Here is an 18,948-nt window from a genome sequence, read left to right as displayed (position 1 = left end):
GACTCTAAAAATCAATATTCATATTGAAAGTAAGAGTGCAAAATTCTCCAAAAAAAACTCAACTACTTTGTGGATTTGCTTTAGAAAAATCAGATAAAGTTTTAGGATTACCAAAACTAGATGCAAAAACATCCCAAGTTGTAAAACAATCTCTCAAAGATATAGAGGGAAAATTAGGTAAAATGATAATTATTCCGATTGTAGGAAAAAAACAATTTCAGAGAATTCTGATTGCAGGAATTGGTAAAAAAGAAGATATTACAAAAGATACTTTTAGACAAATTTCAGGAAAAATTGCTCAAAAAGCACGTGAATTAAGATTAAAAGAATTTTCAATAATTTCCCCTCCCAATTTTGTAATTGACCAAACTTCATCATCAACACAAATTGTACAAGGAGTGAAAATGGCACTTTATAAATTTGAGAAATTCAAGGCTGAAAAAGAACAAAATTCTCCAGATCTAACAATAATTGTTTCAAAATCAAACAAGATTTTACAAGCAATAAAGACGGCAGAAATTGTTGCAGATGGTGCAATATTTACAAAGAGTATTGCTAATTTACCTCCAAACGAGTGCACGCCATCCACTTTAGCAAATTTTGCAAGGATAATTTCCAAAAACAAAATGAAATGTAAAATTATTTCAAAACCAGAACTAAAAAAGAAAGGCTTTGGTGGAATTTCAGCTGTAGGGCAAGGAAGTAAGAATGAACCCAAACTAATTGTTCTAGAACATAACAAGGGAGCAAGAAATGAAAAACCTATTGTACTTGTTGGAAAAGCAGTAACATTTGACACTGGTGGAATTTCGTTAAAGCTTGGAGCAGGTATGGACGAAATGAAATTTGACAAATGTGGAGGTTGTACAGTTTTGGGAATTATGAAAGCAATATCAGAATTAAAATTACCAATCAATGTAATTGGAATTATCCCATCTGTTGAGAACATGCCAGGGGGGGAATCATACAGGCCTGGAGACATCATAAAATTATACAATGGGAAAACTGCTGAAATTCTCAACACAGATGCTGAAGGAAGATTGATTTTAGCTGATGCACTAGCGTATGGTGAAAAACATTATTCACCTAAAGCAATTATAGACTTTGCAACTTTAACTGGAGCATGTATTATCGCATTAGGCACTAATGTGGCAGGTATGGTTTCAAATAATGAAAAACTATCAAAAAAAATTTTTAAATCATCAAAAAACACTACAGAACAAATTTGGGAACTCCCATTAAATCAAGAGTTTATGGATATGATCAAGTCAGATGTAGCAGATATGAAAAATATGGGAATTGGTAGAGCTGCTGGAACAATAACTGCTGCAGCGTTCTTAAGAAATGCTATTGAAAATACACCATGGGTACATTTGGATATTGCAGGAGTTGCTTGGACACAAACAGCTACAAAAGAAAAATCATACAATCCAAAAGGCGCTACAGGTTTTGGAGTAAGATTGGTTTTAGACTATTTACAGAATATGTAGTTCAGTAACCTCTACTATTTCTATCAGGAGTTCCAACATTTGGATTTCTCCAACCATGTTTTTCCATCATGTGGTTTAATAGCCGAATATCATTATCACAATTTTCTCCACATACACTACAATTTGGCATTTGAAATCACATCAACCAAATTAATTGGATATTAAAAGATTGATTCAAAATTAGAAAATGCCAGCACTGTTGCTTCCCAAGGGCTCTCGCATCTTAGTAGCACAACAGCGACGTCAGGTTTGACTTCCAAGTTCGGAAAGGGATTGGGTCGCACCCTAACGCTATGGCCGGCTTGAAGATTAATGTCAGATTCTCATCTATTAACGTAACGCATCCTTCAAGCATTCCAAAATAGGTATAAAGCAAAGAAAATACCCGATTACGACATGACACATAGGGTAGGTGTTCTAGATCATGAGCTTTGTCAGCCTAAAAAATGTGGTTTAGAGTGCATAAAATATTGTCCAGTAAACAAATCAGGGGCAGATTGTATTGTTCTAAATGAAGAATCAAAAAAGGCCCAGATTGATGAAGATATTTGTAATGGTTGTGGAATATGTGTCAAAGTATGCCCATTTGATGCAATAACAATTGTGAATTTGGCAAGTGAGTTAGCTACTGATAAAATTCATCAATATGGTCCCAACTCATTTAGACTATTCAAATTACCAACACCAAAGAAAGGAGAGGTAGTCGGACTACTTGGAAGAAATGGGATGGGTAAAAGTACAGTTGTTAACATTTTATCAGGAAACCTAAAACCAAATCTAGGAAGATATGAAAACCCACCGGAATGGGATGAAATTTTAAAATATTATAGTGGAACAGAACTTAAACAGCATTTTGAAAAAATTGAACAAAACCAAATTCGTGCATCAATAAAACCTCAACAAGTTCATCACATTGCACAAGCATTTGAGGGAACAGGAAATGAACTAATTGAAAAATATGATGAGCGAGGTGTTTCTAGACATCTAATCAAAGAATTAGGATTGGAAAATTCTATGGATCATAGTCTAAAAGAATTAAGTGGAGGAGAATTACAACGAATTGCAGTAGCTGCTGCTGCATCAAAAGATACTGAATTCTATTTTTTTGATGAGCCGTCATCATACAATGATGTTTTTCAAAGAACAGGAGTTGCACGTGTAATTCAAGGTTTAGCTAAAATTGGAAAAAGCGTCATGGTAGTAGAGCACGATCTTACTTTACTAGATTTTCTTAGTGATTATATCGAAGTGTTATATGGAGAACCAGCCGCATATGGAATTGTTTCAAATATTCTATCTACCAAAGTTGGAATTAATGTATTTCTTGACGGATATCTGCCAAATGAGAATGTTAGATTCAGAGATAAGAAATTTTCATTTGATGTTTCATCATCATCTACAGATGAATTTCAAGAAGGTAGTGAAGTTGTCACATATCCAAAACTAGAAAAAAAATATCCATCATTTTCAGTTACAATTGAGCCTGGGCAAGTTAGAAAAGGTGAGGTATTAGGCATAATGGGAGCTAATGCCTTAGGGAAAACAACTATGATGAAAATGATTGCAGGTGTTGAAAAACCAGATTCCGGAAGTATTGATAAAAAAATCAAGATTGCATACAAACCACAATATCTTCAAAATGACATAGACGTTGAAGTAGTATCAGTATTAGATAAGGCAAATGGAGATCAGGTAGAAGGTAGTCTTGAAGAAGAACAGATTCTTGATCCATTAAAAATAAAAAAATTATACAATAAATCAGTCAAGAATCTTTCAGGAGGAGAATTACAAAAAGTTGCAGTTGCCTCATGTTTATTGCAAAAAGTAGATTTGTATGCATTAGATGAGCCTTCAGCATTTTTAGATGTAGAAGATAGAATAGCAGTTGCAAAATTCTTGCAAAAATTTGTTCGCTCTTTTGGAAAATCAGCAATAGTTATTGATCATGATTTACAATTAATGGATTTAATTTCAGATTCAATGGTAATTTTTGAAGGAGAATCAGGTGCGGCCGGTGTAGCTACATCTCCGTTACCAAAAGCAGATGCAATGAATAGATTCCTCAAATCACTTGATATGTCATTTAGACGTGATGAGAAAAGTCTCAGACCTAGAGTGAATAAACTTGAAAGTAGATTAGATAAGGATCAAAAATCATCAGGTAATTTCTATTACAAGAATTGACTCGAATGCTAAAAAAATCACTTGAAAGTATACTGTCACCAAAAGAGAGTGAAGAATTAATTTCAGCATTTGATCAAATTGGAGACATCATTATTGTGAGAATACCAGAATCTCTTCTATCAAAAAAGAAAATTATCGGAGAGACATTATTGGATGATGTAAAAATTGCTAGAAGTGTATTTTGCCAGGCCTCTGCAGTAGAAGGAGATTTTCGTACGCGTAATCTTGAGATCATAGCAGGAGAAGACAATACAGAGACAGAGTACAGAGAATTTGGATGTAAATTCATAGTAGATGTTGAAAATGCATTTTTTTCACCTAGGTTATCTACTGAAAGAGATAGAATAGCAAATATGATTCAAGATGGAGAAATAATGACAAACATGTTTGCAGGAGTGGGGATGTTTTCAATTATTGCTGCAAAAAAGAAAAAATGTACAGTCTATAGTTTAGACATCAACCCAATTGCATCAAAGTTATGTGAGAAAAACATTAAGCTAAACAAACTTGCAGGGCAAGTTATTTCAATAAATGGGGACGCAACTCAAATTATCAATGAACAACTTGTAGACAAGTCAGATAGAACTCTAATGTTACTACCAGAAAGATCAGATGAGTTTTTAGAATCTGCAATAAGGACAACCAAAAACAAAGGAATTATTCACTATTATTCACACATACATGCAGATAAAAAATCAGATGCAGGTAAACTATCTGAAGAGCATTATCTTCAAGTTACACCAGTTAAATCAGAGATATTGGGATCAAAAATTGTTAGACCAGTAGGTCCTAGATATTATCAAACTGTTGTAGATGTAAAAATTTTCAAATGAGTTAATCGTCTGAAGTAATTGATGCAGATGAAGGTTTTGTTGTTGCCATAACATATCCTATCCATGCAACAACTCCAAGAATTCCTCCTGCAATCATCAATACAGATAATTGCAAAACAATAGGACTCCATTCAGATAGCATTAACAAATAAGCATAAAGAAAAAACCCACCAATACAAAGAAGAAATATGGTAACACCCATTCCTTTACGTTTGTCCATGGCGGAGAATTTTTCGAGAGTTATTTATTGGTTTTAACTAATCTAGCTCAATTGCCATAAGATACGCATCTTCACCATCACGATAGTAGGCGTTAAGTTGCTGTCTAATTACAAATCCAAGTTTTTCATACAATCTAACAGCTTCATTATTACTACACCTCACTTCTAGATAGAACTCATCACACTTTCTAGATTTTACGCCTTTTACAGATTCTTCAACCAGTGCATTTCCAATTCCCCTCTTCCTATATTCATCAAGAACTGCAATCGATACGACATGACCTTTCTTGACAAAACCCAGTTTCTTAAAATTTGAAAAACCATACTCAGTTTTACACATTATGTACCCAACGTGCTTTCCACCAATCTCAGCCACAATAAATGCCTCTGGAAGTTCCGCAAGTAGGCTTTCATAGAAATAATCAGAGTAATGCTCAGGAAGTGTTTTCAAATTAATTTCCATCACAGGAATGAGATCACTTGGCTCAGCACGTCTAATATTACAATCACCTAATTGTCTTAGAATTACTTGCATACTAAGGAATAGGTCCATCAATATTTAATTTTAAACCAAAAGACCATTTAATGGATAGATTTAGTCTTAAAACATATGGATGACCCATCTCAAGAAGAAATTATTTCGATAGTAAACTCTATTTTTAAGGTAAGTGATTTTACAAAATCTGAATTTGCTTTAGAATTTAGAATAGATGATAATGATTTTACAGAAAAATTTGAAAATTTGGCTAGAAGACTAGAAGACATGAGTTATTTTTGCAAATTAGAAGAAGTTAATGAAGAAAAGTATGTCATTATCCAAAAATTTACTATGAAAAAGCAAAGGATTTTGGGCAATCCATGGACCCCTAGGATTTTGTTTGCAATTGTAGTAGGATTCGTTATGTTTGATGGGTATCACAAAACATCAGTTGCAAATTCAATTATAGATATTGGAGATCCATTGGAAACAGCAGCATGGTATACACTAGCATTATTAGGAATTTTAGGAGTTCATGAACTTGGTCATATTTTTGCTGCCAGATGGCATAAATTGAAAACAACATGGCCATTTTTCATTCCAGGTTTACCGGTAATAGGCATTCCAACATTTGGCGCATTCATCCAATCAAAAGGAGTTACTATCAACAGAAGAATATTGTTTGATATAGCGATTGCCGGACCAGTCGCAGGTCTAGTTATTGCAATTATTGTTTCAGTTTATGCTGCATATACAGCACCAGTTTTAGAAAATATAATTGATGGTAATATTTCTGATGATTCAAGATTAAGTGAATGGAGTTTGGGAGAACCCCTCTTAATGACAGCTAGTTTGGCCATGTTTGGTAAGGGTGAAATTCACGGTAACACTCCTTACTTGACGCCGTTTTTGTTTGCGTCATGGGTAGGTTTCTTGGTGACATTTTTGAATTTGCTTCCAGCATGGCAGCTTGATGGAGGACATATGGCAAGAACATTTCTTAGTCCCAAATTCCACAAAATTGCAACTTTTGGAAGTATAGGGATCTTGTTTTTGCTAGGTTATGAAGTAATGGCAATTTTTATTTTGTTTATGAGTTTTACACGTCCTAGTGCGACCCCACTTGATGAGATCACACCGCTTTCAAGAAATAGAAAACTTGCTTATTTGGGAATAATTGGATTAGCAGTTTTATGTGCGCCATTGCCATCAGATTTTTTGCCTAGTTTCTTATCTTAGTAAAAGTCGGGCACCATCAGATACTACTGCAACTTTTTGTCTGGCACCTTGTGTTTTTATGATATAATCCATAGAATACTTGATCCCAGGCAATGAAATCATGTTTAGTTTCTTTGCATAGAACTCAGGCAGAATTGAAACTAGTCCAATCTGAAAATTCTTTTGGATTTCTGAAAGAAACAAGAGATCTTCCATTCCACTAATGTATTTTGTAGGATTCCGTAATTGATCTAAACTCAATCTGTCTTCAATGTATTGTTGAATTGCATTAGATCCCAATCCACCCTTACATTCAGCAACTAAAATTGCAAGGCCATCTTTTTTTATGGCATTAGAACAATTCCAAAGAGATGAAAAAGATTTTCCTAGATTATCATTACTAGCATCTTTTCCAGTACTGATTATCATTGTTTTATGCTGGCCTACATCTTTAATCGAATTAGATTCAAGAATTTTTGTATTAGAGATAGTTTCTGATGGGTGGCCAAGTGAAAAATCAATTATTCCTTGGGAATTTGCAATAATTTCAATTCCCTGAATTTCAAAGTTGTCAGAGAATTTCTTTGCTTCTTGAAGACTTTCAGGATATTGACCTGGAACAGGAAGATTTCCTTGTCTTTTTGCATATGCTGAAAGCATAGATTCTAAGCCAAACTTTTTGATTAGTCGTGTAGAGATGGTTTCATAACCAAAAAGACCATCAAACTCCATTTCACTCATAAATACAAGGTTTGAGTTTGGGTTTTCCATATTATCAAATTCATTGATAGAGCTGCCTTCGGGCAGTCCTGCTTTAACTTGATTTAGAATTTTTTTATCAGTAAGAATTCTTGGAAAAGGTTTTGATTTTTGTTCACATAGTAAAAACATAGATGAAATAATTTTTTGAATAGATTTTGAATTATGTAAAACTACAAGTTCCATAGGTTTGGAAAAATCAATGGCATTCAATTTTTCATTGATCGCTGAATCATCTAGGATTTTACCATCAGAATCAATTTTTTGCTCTAAATTCTCTGCCCTTATGTCCAAAACAACGTCTGTAATACCATAATTTAACCAGATTTCAGGCATGATTCATTCATAATACAAACCAAAATAAATCCAGTGTAGTTAATTTTGGTATGGAATTTGTAAAAGAGTTTGCAACCTTTTTGCACCAAAAAGGCATCATAAAATTTGGGGATTTTACACTAGCAAGTGGAAAAAAGAGTTCATACTATGTGGATTTAAGACTGGTTCCAAGTTATCCACATGAATTTAGAAAAATGGTAAAATATCTAGAAAATGAGATTGCTCAAAATATAGGATTAGACAAGTTTGATTCAATAGTTTCAGTACCTACAGGGGGTTTAGTTATTGCATCTGCATTAGCAATTGAAACTGTAAAGCCATTGATCTATGTCAGAAGTAAACCAAAAGATTATGGGACTTCAAAATCAGTTGAAGGTAAAATTCATGATGGAATGCAGGTAGTTATGATAGATGACGTGGCAACTACTGGAGGTTCAGTTGTAAATGCAATAAAATCATTAAAAGAAGTCAATATTTCCATTAAAGATGCATATGTTATTGTTAATAGAATGGAAGGAGCTGATGAAGCCTTGGAAGAATTGGGAGTCAAGATGCATTCAATTCTAAATATTTTACAAATTACAGAAGCCCTACATGAACAAAATCTAATTGATGATAATACTTTAGATAAAGTGAAAAAGCAAATTGATAAATGAGTTTTGGCAGCTCAGACAAATGCCTTCCAATCATCATTCAGATATAACTCTGATTCTTCATTGCAGCCAGTAAAATTTGAATTTGCTTATTTTAAAACTAATTGAAAATATATGGGCCCGAAGGGCTTCGATCCCTTGGCTCACCGGTTATGAGCCGGTTACTCTACCAAGCTGAGTTACGGGCCCTAAGCAGATGAATTTTTTCTTAGGTATAAAATGTTATGAGATTAACAGTATTCGTCAAAACAACTGTCCAACAACAAATTCTGTGCAGATATTGATTTTTCTGCAATTTCAATTAATTTGTCATAGTCAGTTGAAGATTTTTCAAGAATATTTCTCCAAGATGCTGCATGTCTGATGTCCGCTTCGGTATGTAGCTTAAAGTATTCTGTGGCTTCATCACTAGTCATACCATAGAATTCTGATAATCCATCAAGTTTTGTTTGACTGATTTTAGGGATTTCTTTCTCAAATGCATACATTGCACAAGCCCCATTTTCAAATGAATCCATTAACTCATTCAAATCAGATACAGCTCTTCTGGTTTTTGGTAAACCTGAATATGACAATAATTCCTCTTCAGAAATTCCAAGATCTCCTGCAAAAGCAATCCATGGTTTAATATGATCAGACTCTTCTTGTTGATTTTCAACCAATTCTTTTACAACTGATTCTGGAGCTTTTTCAATTATAGGAGCCATAAAAGATGGAACTTCTTTTACTAGTTGAAAATATTCTTTTGAATATCCTGCAAGGGATTCTTTTGTTAATTTACCATCAGACCATGCTTGGTAAAATGGATGTTTTAGTAAACTTCTTTCTTCAATCATTTCATCAATTTTTTTAATTATGTTCATGAATTGACTGCAAATCTGCCAATAAAAAAATCTTTGTGGTTTACAAAAGATTTTATGGTCAAAATACAGAATTTTCTTGGGTTCCAGTGGTGTAGACCGGTCAAGCATACTGCCCTTTCAAGGCAGTGATCCCGGGTTCAAAATCAATCGATGAAAATCCCGGCTGGAGCACCAAGATTTAATTAACAATGGGAAAGTTTTTTCAGTAGAGGCTCATCTTGGACAGAAAGAATATCGAGATTAATCCTTTACTTGAAACGTACGGAGAGTATATTAGAAAAATTGATCAGGCACTAGACAAAGAGCTAGATCTCTATTCAGAATCAGAATTTATTGAACCGTTAAAATATTCCTTGGAAGGCGGGAAACGAATCAGACCAATTATTCTGACTTTATCAGCTGAAAGTATTGGTAAAACTGATGAAAATACGTTTGCTGCATCTTGTGCAGTTGAATTTTTGCACATGGAATCCATAATTCACGATGATATTATTGATAATGAAACAATGAGGAGACAAAAGGATCCATTCCATATCAAATACGGATATAATACTAGTGTACTTACAGGAGACTTTGTTTTAGGGTTAATTTTAGCAATATGTTCTAGATTAGACAATCCAAGAATAACTAAAGATTTGGCAACTACAGCAATGTTGATGAGTGAAGGAGAAATGATTGAAAGTAGATTAGAGACAAGTGAGGATGTTACATTTGATGATTATCTCAAAGTAATTGAATACAAAACTGCAACTGCATTTGAGGTAGCAGCCAGAACAGGGGCAATTATTGCAAATGGAACTGAAGAGCAAATTGAAGGACTAACTGAATATGGAAAAAATATTGGAATTGCGTATCAAATTAGAGACGATTTGCTAGATTGGAAAAATGAAGATAAATTGTTTAATACATTGATTAAGAAAAGTTCAGATCCAAGAGATGTTTTTAACAAAATGGAAGAATTGTTAAAAGAATATTCTGAAAAAGCAAGGACTAGTTTAAGAAAGATTCCAGATAATGATGCAAAAATAAATCTAGATAATTTAATTAAATTTACTTCGTTTAAGGCATAAGTCCTAAACTAACTATTGGTGTTGCAAATTCTACAAATTTAAGAAGTGGTTCTGGATATACACCAAATCCTACTAAGAAGATTATAGAGAATATCATTACCGCAACAATTGATTTTGGTTCTGAAACCCTCTTTTCTGTTTCTCCTTCAAAGTACATCTTTCTAGTTATCCAACCATAGTAAGCAAGTGATAATGCACTGTTAAGAACTCCTGCTATTGCAAGCCAAGGAGCCCACCATAATGCAGAACTTGCATCTAATGCACTTCCAAATAGCATCAATTTACTCCAAAATCCTGAAAGTGGAGGAACACCTGCAAGTGCAAATAAGGAAATCACCATACCTAAGGCAGTTATTGGCATTCTTCTTCCTAGTCCTTTTAATTTATCAATATGAGTAACAGCAAGAGTTGTTACAATTCCTGCAATTGCAATAAAGGCAGCACCCTTCATCACTGCATGATTAAAGATTTGATACAAAGAACCTTGTAATCCAAGAGAACTGTATGGTGCAACTGCCAATCCAATCAAAATGTATCCTGCATGTGCAATACTAGAATATGCCAACATTCTTGAAAGATTCTTTTGCATTATAGCTGCAACATTACCAATTGTCATTGTCATTATTGCAATAATTCCAAGTGCTAAAGTCCAATCAAGATTAAGAACAACCATTCCAAGAATTACAATTCTAATGGTTGCAGCAAATCCTGCTTTTTTGGTTGCTGCAGCAAGAAGAGCAGTAACTGGAGAAGGTGCACCCTCATAAGTATCTGGAAGCCATTGATGGAAAGGAACAAGTCCCATCTTAAATCCAAATCCTGCGATAAACATTCCAACTGAAAGTAATGCAAGTGGTAGAAGTGAAGGATCAAGTGTCGAATAACCTTCAATGACTTCACCAATGTTTGTAGAACCAGTTAATCCATAAGATAATGCAATTCCGTAAACAATTATTGCTGAAGATAATGCACCAAACAGGAAATACTTTAGTGCTGCTTCATTTGAACTTGGGTTCTTTTTCATGAATCCAACTAAAATATAAGTTGGAATACTCATGAGTTCCCAAGCAACAAACAGCATCACAAGATCAGTTGAGTATGCAACTAGAATCATACCAATTGTTGCAAGTAAGATTAGAGAATAGTAAACAGCAGGAGAATTGTGTTTTCTCATATAGTTAAAGGAGCCAACTGTTGTGAACAATGCAACTATAAGCATTGCAATTGCAAAGAATCCACCAAATGCATCATCAGCAAGTACATCCTCAGAGAAAAGCGCAGATGCAGTTACACTATTGTTAATGAATTCATATCCAACATATCCCATAGACACGATTAGTGCTGCAAATGCAATTACAGCATAAAATGAGTTAGAGCCTTTCTCTTTTCTTGCAATACTAATTATAGGAAGAATAACACCTACAGTTCCTAAAATTGCAATTAATACCAATGGAGTTGAAGTAATTTCTAACATTTCATGTCTCTCCTATATCAACAATATCAGAACTACAAATAGTAATCCTGCTCCAAATACGAATAGATAAGATTGTGAAACACCAGTTTGAGTTCCTTGGACGACTTTAGCACTCCATCCAACTGCTTTCTGGAATCCATCGTTCATACCGTAATCGATAGCTGTCTTTTCAAAGTATCTGAATACACCTCTTGCCAACCATAATGGGGCTACTACAAAGCACCAATACACTATTGCATTAAGATACCATCTGCTTAAGATAACTTTGTGAATTGCGTAAAAGAAAATGTTAGAGTTTACAAATTTGACAGGATCAACCCATCTGCCAATATAGAATATGTATCCTAATCCAATTCCTATTGCAAATGCAACAAGTGAAGCACCAAGTGCTACGGGGTTGATTCCTTGCAGGAATTCTGGCAATATTGAGGATTCAGTTTTTGCATATTCACTGTGGATTCCAAATGAATCTTCAAGATATACTTCAAACATATGATGTAATCCGTGTTCTGTGGATAATCCGATTAATCCAATTCCAATAGTTAAAACTGCAAGGATTCCGTATGGAGCCCACATTGATAATGATGCTTCATGGATGTGATGTCCTTCTTCTTCCATTTTTTGGATATGTTTACTCTTGTTACCAAAGAATACCATACCAATCATTCTTGTAGTATAGAATGCAGTAATTATTGCAGTCAACACTGCAATTGCAAATAGCGGTAATGCCCATTCGTTTCCTGATGTATAGACTGCTGCAAAGATTGCATCTTTACTCCAGAAACCTGTTGTGATAAATGGGGCTCCCATCAAACCAAGACCTGCAGCCCACATGAAAGCATATGTCTTTTTCATATGTTTTCTCAGACCACCCATATCAGTCATAAATCGAGAACCAACAATATGCAGCAACGAACCTGCTGCCATGAATAATGATGCCTTGAACATTGCGTGAGAAATTAAGTGGAAAAATCCAGCAGTATAACCATCAACGTATTGCTGAGATAGTCCTGCAACACCTAATGCCATCATCATGTAACCAATTTGTGAACCAGTTGAATATGCAAGAACCTTCTTAATTTCAGGATTAACCATACCCTGTGTTGCAAGTAACAATGCAGTAATTGCACCAACCCATGCAACAATCTCAAAGAATTGATCAGCCATAATTCCTGCTGCACCTAATGCAAAAACAATAGGTCCTATTCGTGCAACCAAGAACACACCAGCTTTAACCATTGTTGCTGCGTGAATCAATGCAGAAACTGCAGTTGGACCAGTCATTGCTTCTAAGAGCCATTCATTTAATGGGAATTGTGCAGATTTACCGACTGCACCACCAAATAACAATACAAAGGCAGGGACCAGTAGACCTTGTGCATTCATAGCAATAGCCCATTCATGATCTCCCATCAGTTCCTTGAAACCAAATGTTCCAGCGAACAAGAATATCAAAAGCATACCAGCAATCATCATCACGTCACCAACTTTGGTCATGATGAATGCCTTCATACCAGCATGAGTTGGAGCATAGTAATCTAGCAGACCAAGAACAGTACGTCCTTCTTGTCCAACATGATCTTTCTTTTTATCACGATACCAGAAGCTGATTAATGCATAAGATGCGAGACCCACACCTTCCCATCCAAAAAAGACTTGTAGTAAGTTATCAGATAACACAATTAATTGCATTGAACCAATAAAGAACATCATCCAGAACCAGAATCTTGTAATGTCTTTATCACCTTTCATATATCCAGTACTGTAAATCATAATCAAGAATGAAATCCAAGCAACAACATTTGCCATAATTACTGAAAGCGGATCAGCTAATACACCGCCCTTCAAACCGATTGCTTCAATCCACATAACCTGTTTGTGAATTTCACTTCCTTCAACTGCAAGTGGTAACAAAGATGCTGCAGATAATGCACTCATTAATGCAAATCCAACTGCAACATAGCCTGTTGTTCGTTTTGAGAATTTTCCAATACCTGGCATGATGAGTGCAGCAGCAAATGGTAAAATCCAAACAAGCCATGCTGCAGCAGATGTCGCTTCAAATGGTAAACCAATAGCTTCAGTTGCCATATTAAACTCCCAACACTCCGTTCATGTAAGGCATAATTGTGTTCAAGAAGATGTCTGGATAAATTCCAAGTACAATAGTAAATCCAGCTAGTACCATCATTGGTGCTGTCATGTACCAACTTCCTTCTTTGACCTTCTCTAGATGTTCTGGTGTTTTACCAAAGAATACTCGTTTTAACATCCACAACATGTATGACATTGTAAGTGCAGTTGCTACAAGTCCAAGACCAAATGTTACTGCTCTAACCGTAGAACCTTCTTCAATTGCAGTTTCTAATGCACCGTAAAAGAGAATCCATTCTCCCATAAATCCACTGGTTGGGGGAACTCCCATAATTGTAAGTGCGCCAATAACTGCACAAACAGCAGTGATTGGCATTTTTCCAGCAAGACCACCAAGTTTAGAGATACTGCGTGTACCTACTTTAACAATAATAATTCCAGCCATCATGAAGAGAATGCCTTTTCCAAGTCCGTGAGTGATATACATCATCTCAGCACCTGCAAGACCCATTGCAGACATTGAACCTATACCAAATAGCAAATAACCCATCTGACTGATACTAGAATAAGCAAGAAGACGTTTTAGATCATCTTGCATTAATGCCATTGCACCACCATAGATCATTGTAACAAGACCCCAGATATGGAACCAAATTGAGAGTTCTGCGAATGTAGATGGTAAGAATTCAACAATTAATCTAAAGATACCATATGCACCAATTCCGATCATTGCAGGGGACAAAAGTGCACTGATTGGGGTAGGTGCTGAACCGTGGACATAAGGTAACCAAACATGGAACATAAAGACAGCCAATTTTACTCCAAGACCAATTGCAATCGCAATTGCTGAAATCATTACAATATCTTGAGGAATCTCAGATTCTTTGATGTCAGCAAAGTCAAAGCTGCCAATTGTTAATCCAATCATCAAGAATCCCAGTAGTAAAACAACTGCACCAGCGTGGGTCCAAAACAAGAACATCAAACCAATCTTTCTTCTTGGACCATCACCCCAAAGAGCAACTAAAAAGAAACCAGGAATCAACATAACTTCAAAGAATATGTAAAATTCTATCAGGTTTGTTGAGAGTACTGTTCCAAGCATTCCCATTGCAAATACAAGATAAAGTGCAAAGTAGAGACCAGATTTTGCATTTACATAATTAGAAAGTGATGATGATTCAACAACAGAACTTTGCCCACTTGAAGAAGGATTGATTTTTTGTTCTTCTTCAAACTGCTCATGGAATTTGTGAATCATATATGGTTTTGAATAAAGAACCAAAATTGTGGATAATACATAGATAATTATTGCAAATGGAGATGCTAAACCATCTAGTAAGAAACCAAATTCACCAAATTGTTCTGTCCATGGATAGTGTTCTTCAACAGTTCCAGATAATGCTGCATTGATTACAAGAATTGTTGTATAAAGTAAGATTGCAAATGTAAACCACATAGCAGGAGTTGGTCCTGCTTTTCTTCCTAGAATATAGGCTACTGGAGATAAAAGTAATGGCAAGAAAACTGCCTGTAATAATGCATATTCCATTATCCTTTCAAACTCCTAAAGTCTGCAATATCGACATTTTGATACATACGATAGGCTACAATAATTAATGAAAGTCCAACTGCTACTTCTGCAGCTGCAATAGCAATAGAGAACAGAGCTAATGTTTGACCACCACTATGTGGCAAAAATCTACCAAATGCAACTAAGTTAAGATTGGCAGCATTAATGATAATTTCAACTGCAAATAGCATTCTGATAAAATTACGTTTAACTGCTAGACCGTAGATTCCTATGCCCAATAAGGCAACGGATACTAATGTAAAATCAATTAGTTCGTTGGTCATTCTCCACATCCTCGCGTTTTGCTAATACAAGTGCACCAGTAACAGAACCAGCTAAAATTAATCCCATTAAAATCAGGGCAGGCCAATAATAGGTTACAAAGTCAGTACCAATATCTCTAAAATCAACAGGAGGTTCATCAGTAGTAATTGTCTTAATTCCAGAGTCTAGAAAGACTGCACCTAATGCAACCATAACTACAAGCATCAAACCAATTCCTGCAAACTTTCTTCTTTTATCTTCAATTTTTTTGAATATGAGTTCTCTTTTTACGAGCATGACAGTAAACAAAATCAAAACAGCAATAGAGCCAACATAAACTGCTAATTGGAATAATGCAACAAATGGAGCATCTAGTAAAAAGAAGAATCCTGCAATACCGCCAAGAGTTCCCATTAATGCAATTGAACCATAAATTAATGATCTTAATTCAAGAGCAGCAATTGCAGAACCAATTGTGATTACAGTAAGGGCTAAAAATGCAGCATCAGCCATGTGTTGCACCTCTATCAGTAATTTGGATTTCACTGTCTTGAGTAAGATATGGTTTTACTGCAAGTTGGGCAGGGGTATAGATAAGACCCTCTTTGGTAAAAGAAGATAATTCATAATCATTTGTCATGTATAGCGCATAGAATGGACATGCATCAACACAAAGACCACAGAAAACACATTTTCCATAATCAATTTGAGGCATGATAGATTTTTTATTTTGTTTTTGTTCTTCAGGAACCTTTACCATTGCAATTGCTTCTGCAACCCCTTCACAGGCAATTGAACATAATTGACATCCAGTACAATGATCATGAAATAGCATGTGTCTGCCTTTTAATCCAGCTATACCAACACCAGTAGAAGGATCAAACTGATAACCATCACCTACAAACTTGAGTTTTTCTTCAGGATAACGAAGTGTAAATCGTTTAATTGCAAGATGTTTGATTCCTGAATTTAATGCACGAATAATTCCAGTTGCAGTTCCCATTATTGTAATCCTCCTGGTCCCAAGACTCCAGCGTAAAGCAATCCTAGTGCAATAAAGATGTTAACGAATGCTAATCCAATTAATTTGGTCCAACCAAGACTCAACAGCATATCAATTCTGATTCTTGGGAAGACACCTCTTGGTAGGAGAATAAAGAAAATCACACCAACTGTTTTTAGAACAAACCAAAGTGTTCCATTCAGCATTTCTTGATCAAACAGAGGTAATCCTGGAATCTTTGCAGTGATTGGTCCCATTACAATACCATCAGTAAGTATTTCTTCTGGGAATGGAGGTACAACCATAGGGCCATTCCAACCACCTAAGAATAAAACAACAAACAATCCTGCGAATGCATAAAGTTTCAGATATGTACCTAATTGAACTAGACCATACATCATTCCAGAGAATTCTGTTAACCAACCAGCAACAATCTCACTTTCTGCCTCTGGGAGATCAAATGGAATTCTTTCCAACTCTGCAAGCATCGTAATAAAGAAAACAATTGCACCAACTGGCAAAAATATAATCCATGGGAAGTTAGATTGACTTGCTGCAATTTCAGATAAGTTGAGAGTTCCAGTAAGAATAACAACTCCCAACAAAGACAATATTAATGGAATTTCAAATGAGACCATTTGGAATAGAGCTCTAATTCCACCAATGAATGGGAATTTACTGTTTGCAGACCATGCTGAAAGAATTGTTATGATTGGGAAGAATCCAATTACTGCAAAAACTCCTAATAATCCCAAGTCTACATCTGCTACCACCCAACCAGGGGCTACAGGAATTAATGCTACAAATGCAGCTGCAGTTGCAACAAATATCACAGGAGCCGCCCAAAATATGGGTTTGTCAGCTTTTGCAGGAATAATAATTTCCTTAGAAATTAGTTTTAGACCATCACCCATTAATTGTAAAATGCCTTCAATTTTTCCACAATAGAAAGGACCAACTCTTAGCTGTAATTTTGCAAGCATCTTTCGTTCAACAAAAATTGTTCCAGCAGCAATTAGAGCAGCAAATCCAAAGCCAGGAAATGCCACAACTCTGAACATATCAGTTGCCATGAATGCTTTTAGAATTGGGAGACTACGTGACGGATCTGCCAACCACGTCAATGCAAGAAATGGTGTAAGTAATTCGCCATTGATTACAGGCATTTCGATAAAGAACAAAACTACTTGAATTGCAGGGATACCAATTAATGATAAGAGTAGTACTATCCAAAACAGATTATCAAGAAGAGACTTGATAAATTCACTTAGTTTGAATTTTGGCGCTATAGCTGACATTTATCTATCTGCCTCCACTGGCCAATAATTCAGACTCCAATAAACAGATGGCATATTACCAAGTTTTTCGCCAATCAAAAGATTAGGTAATGCAAGTAAGTTTCTAAATGAGGGAACGCTCATTTTTACTCTATAAGGTTCAGGTTTACCATCAGATACAATATAACAACCAAGAGAACCTCGACCAGATTCTACACGTTTGTAAACGGTTGCAGGACCTTTTGTCTTTGGATTTGGTTTTAGTTTAGCACGAACAGAACCAGATTTTGGCATTTTTTGTAATGCTTGTCTAATAATATTACAACTCTCAATCATATCAAGCCATGGAATTCTAGATCTTGCATAAGAATCACCTTCTTTCATTACATTGGTATGAATATCTAATTCGTCATAGACATCATATGGTGCCTTTACTCTTAGATCATAATCAACACCACTTGCTCTAAGTACGGAGCCAGTTACTCCGTATCTAATTGCATTTTCACGTGATAATACCCCAGTATCCCTAGTTCTTGAAATCAAAATAGGGTTATCATAAAATACTGCTGCATATTCTTTGATACGTTTTTCAAAATAGTTTACTTGACGTAAACAAACATCTTCAAAGTTTGCTGGTAAATCATTTCGTACTCCACCTGGAATAAAATGAGCATGAGTTACTCTAGCTCCAGATACTTTCTCCATAAGATCAATTAGGAGTTCTCTGTCACCTGCAGGCCACATAAACATTGTAGAATGCCCTAAGAAAATTCCATAAATTGCAAGCCAATACATGGTATAGATACAACGATTTAGTTCTGAACAAATTACTCTAACATACTTTGCACGTTCTGGAACTTCGATTCCAAGAATTTCTTCAGCTCCTAAAACATAAGGATAGAGAACATTACATGAATCATGAATTACGGGTCTCTCTAAGTGAGGAACATTTGTGATATAGTTTCTATATTCTGCCATCTTTTCTTCTCCACGATGCACATATCCTGGATCTGGATCACATGCAACAATATAGTCACCATCAATTTGAACAACAATTCTCATATGGCCTGAACCTGGATGTTGTGGTCCAACATTGAGAGTCATTATTCTCTCATCTACTTTTTTGAGTGCTAATCCTGGTGGCATTATATCAGTCATG

The 18,948-nt window shown here is 35.3% G+C and carries 19 protein-coding genes, 2 tRNA genes and 1 rRNA gene; 7 read left to right on the top strand and 15 right to left on the bottom strand.

What is annotated here, in order from left to right:
- The first annotated feature begins 23 nt into the window (after positions 1-23).
- On the top strand, positions 24-1,490 hold the full coding sequence (locus C6989_RS04090) for a leucyl aminopeptidase (protein ID WP_182126397.1): 1,467 nt from the start codon (positions 24-26) through the stop codon (positions 1,488-1,490).
- A 1-nt stretch (position 1,491) separates the two neighbouring features.
- On the opposite strand, the gene C6989_RS10210 is transcribed toward C6989_RS04090, so the two are convergent.
- Positions 1,492-1,620: a hypothetical protein gene (locus C6989_RS10210; protein WP_255464631.1), complete on the bottom strand. Its 129-nt coding sequence runs from the start codon at positions 1,618-1,620 to the stop codon at positions 1,492-1,494.
- A 55-nt stretch (positions 1,621-1,675) separates the two neighbouring features.
- Positions 1,676-1,795 (bottom strand): 5S ribosomal RNA (gene rrf, locus C6989_RS04085).
- Positions 1,796-1,886: 91 nt separating this feature from the next.
- Here rrf and C6989_RS04080 point away from each other — a divergent pair.
- Positions 1,887-3,674 (top strand): ribosome biogenesis/translation initiation ATPase RLI, encoded by a 1,788-nt coding sequence (locus C6989_RS04080; protein WP_148702834.1) that lies wholly within the window; start codon positions 1,887-1,889, stop codon positions 3,672-3,674.
- Between the two features lie 5 nt (positions 3,675-3,679).
- Complete coding sequence (locus C6989_RS04075; RefSeq protein ID WP_148704110.1) at positions 3,680-4,507, top strand: class I SAM-dependent methyltransferase; 828 nt, start codon at positions 3,680-3,682, stop codon at positions 4,505-4,507.
- Position 4,508: 1 nt separating this feature from the next.
- On the opposite strand, the gene C6989_RS04070 is transcribed toward C6989_RS04075, so the two are convergent.
- Positions 4,509-4,727 (bottom strand): transcriptional regulator, encoded by a 219-nt coding sequence (locus tag C6989_RS04070; protein WP_148702833.1) that lies wholly within the window; start codon positions 4,725-4,727, stop codon positions 4,509-4,511.
- A 37-nt stretch (positions 4,728-4,764) separates the two neighbouring features.
- The gene (gene rimI / locus C6989_RS04065) at positions 4,765-5,262 is read right to left on the bottom strand and encodes a ribosomal protein S18-alanine N-acetyltransferase (protein WP_148702832.1); all 498 of its coding nucleotides are present in this window, start codon (positions 5,260-5,262) and stop codon (positions 4,765-4,767) included.
- Between the two features lie 75 nt (positions 5,263-5,337).
- Here rimI and C6989_RS04060 point away from each other — a divergent pair, with 75 nt between their 5' ends.
- Positions 5,338-6,444 (top strand): site-2 protease family protein, encoded by a 1,107-nt coding sequence (locus C6989_RS04060; RefSeq protein WP_182126396.1) that lies wholly within the window; start codon positions 5,338-5,340, stop codon positions 6,442-6,444.
- On the opposite strand, the gene C6989_RS04055 is transcribed toward C6989_RS04060, so the two are convergent.
- Positions 6,436-7,518, bottom strand: a complete 1,083-nt coding sequence (locus C6989_RS04055; RefSeq protein WP_182126395.1) for a nickel-dependent lactate racemase family protein — start codon at positions 7,516-7,518, stop codon at positions 6,436-6,438. The genes C6989_RS04060 and C6989_RS04055 overlap by 9 nt on opposite strands.
- Positions 7,519-7,568: 50 nt before the next feature.
- Between C6989_RS04055 and pyrE the strand changes: the two genes are divergently transcribed.
- Positions 7,569-8,174, top strand: a complete 606-nt coding sequence (gene pyrE, locus C6989_RS04050; protein ID WP_148702829.1) for an orotate phosphoribosyltransferase — start codon at positions 7,569-7,571, stop codon at positions 8,172-8,174.
- A 112-nt stretch (positions 8,175-8,286) separates the two neighbouring features.
- On the opposite strand, the gene C6989_RS04045 is transcribed toward pyrE, so the two are convergent.
- Both C6989_RS04045 and C6989_RS04040 read right to left on the bottom strand, forming a co-directional pair.
- Positions 8,287-8,360 (bottom strand) — tRNA-Ile (locus C6989_RS04045).
- 41 nt (positions 8,361-8,401) lie between these two features.
- Positions 8,402-9,034 (bottom strand): TenA family transcriptional regulator, encoded by a 633-nt coding sequence (locus C6989_RS04040; RefSeq protein WP_148702828.1) that lies wholly within the window; start codon positions 9,032-9,034, stop codon positions 8,402-8,404.
- A gap of 80 nt (positions 9,035-9,114) precedes the next feature.
- Between C6989_RS04040 and C6989_RS04035 the strand changes: the two genes are divergently transcribed.
- Positions 9,115-9,208, top strand: a tRNA-Glu gene (locus tag C6989_RS04035).
- Positions 9,209-9,252: 44 nt separating this feature from the next.
- Complete coding sequence (locus C6989_RS04030; RefSeq protein ID WP_148702827.1) at positions 9,253-10,104, top strand: polyprenyl synthetase family protein; 852 nt, start codon at positions 9,253-9,255, stop codon at positions 10,102-10,104.
- On the opposite strand, the gene C6989_RS04025 is transcribed toward C6989_RS04030, so the two are convergent.
- The 8 genes from C6989_RS04025 to C6989_RS03990 are packed head-to-tail and all read right to left on the bottom strand — an operon-like array spanning position 10,094 to position 18,947.
- Positions 10,094-11,578, bottom strand: a complete 1,485-nt coding sequence (locus tag C6989_RS04025) for an NADH-quinone oxidoreductase subunit N (protein WP_148702826.1) — start codon at positions 11,576-11,578, stop codon at positions 10,094-10,096. The genes C6989_RS04030 and C6989_RS04025 overlap by 11 nt on opposite strands.
- 12 nt (positions 11,579-11,590) lie before the next feature.
- A complete protein-coding gene (locus C6989_RS04020) occupies positions 11,591-13,669 on the bottom strand; it encodes an NADH-quinone oxidoreductase subunit 5 family protein (RefSeq protein WP_148702825.1) in 2,079 nt (692 codons plus the stop codon).
- Between the two features lies 1 nt (position 13,670).
- Positions 13,671-15,224, bottom strand: a complete 1,554-nt coding sequence (locus C6989_RS04015; RefSeq protein ID WP_148702824.1) for a complex I subunit 4 family protein — start codon at positions 15,222-15,224, stop codon at positions 13,671-13,673.
- A complete protein-coding gene (gene nuoK / locus C6989_RS04010; protein WP_148702823.1) occupies positions 15,224-15,529 on the bottom strand; it encodes an NADH-quinone oxidoreductase subunit NuoK in 306 nt (101 codons plus the stop codon). The genes C6989_RS04015 and nuoK overlap by 1 nt, the downstream gene beginning before the upstream one ends.
- Positions 15,510-16,022 carry an NADH-quinone oxidoreductase subunit J family protein gene (locus C6989_RS04005; RefSeq protein WP_148702822.1) on the bottom strand — a complete coding sequence of 171 codons (513 nt, stop codon included), beginning with the start codon at positions 16,020-16,022 and terminating at the stop codon, positions 15,510-15,512. Before C6989_RS04005 ends, nuoK begins: the two co-directional genes overlap by 20 nt.
- The gene (locus tag C6989_RS04000; RefSeq protein ID WP_048069014.1) at positions 16,015-16,512 is read right to left on the bottom strand and encodes an NADH-quinone oxidoreductase subunit I; all 498 of its coding nucleotides are present in this window, start codon (positions 16,510-16,512) and stop codon (positions 16,015-16,017) included. Before C6989_RS04000 ends, C6989_RS04005 begins: the two co-directional genes overlap by 8 nt.
- Positions 16,512-17,810 carry an NADH-quinone oxidoreductase subunit NuoH gene (gene nuoH / locus C6989_RS03995; protein ID WP_182126394.1) on the bottom strand — a complete coding sequence of 433 codons (1,299 nt, stop codon included), beginning with the start codon at positions 17,808-17,810 and terminating at the stop codon, positions 16,512-16,514. Before nuoH ends, C6989_RS04000 begins: the two co-directional genes overlap by 1 nt.
- Entirely contained in the window at positions 17,811-18,947 is a 1,137-nt protein-coding gene (locus C6989_RS03990; RefSeq protein WP_148702820.1) for an NADH-quinone oxidoreductase subunit D, read from the bottom strand.
- Position 18,948 lies beyond the last annotated feature (1 nt).

This window comes from Nitrosopumilus sp. b2, from assembly GCF_014078535.1.
GTDB lineage: Archaea > Thermoproteota > Nitrososphaeria > Nitrososphaerales > Nitrosopumilaceae > Nitrosopumilus > Nitrosopumilus piranensis.
The sequence above is the reverse complement of the archived record's forward strand: the minus strand, read 5'-3'. Positions and strand labels throughout refer to the sequence as shown.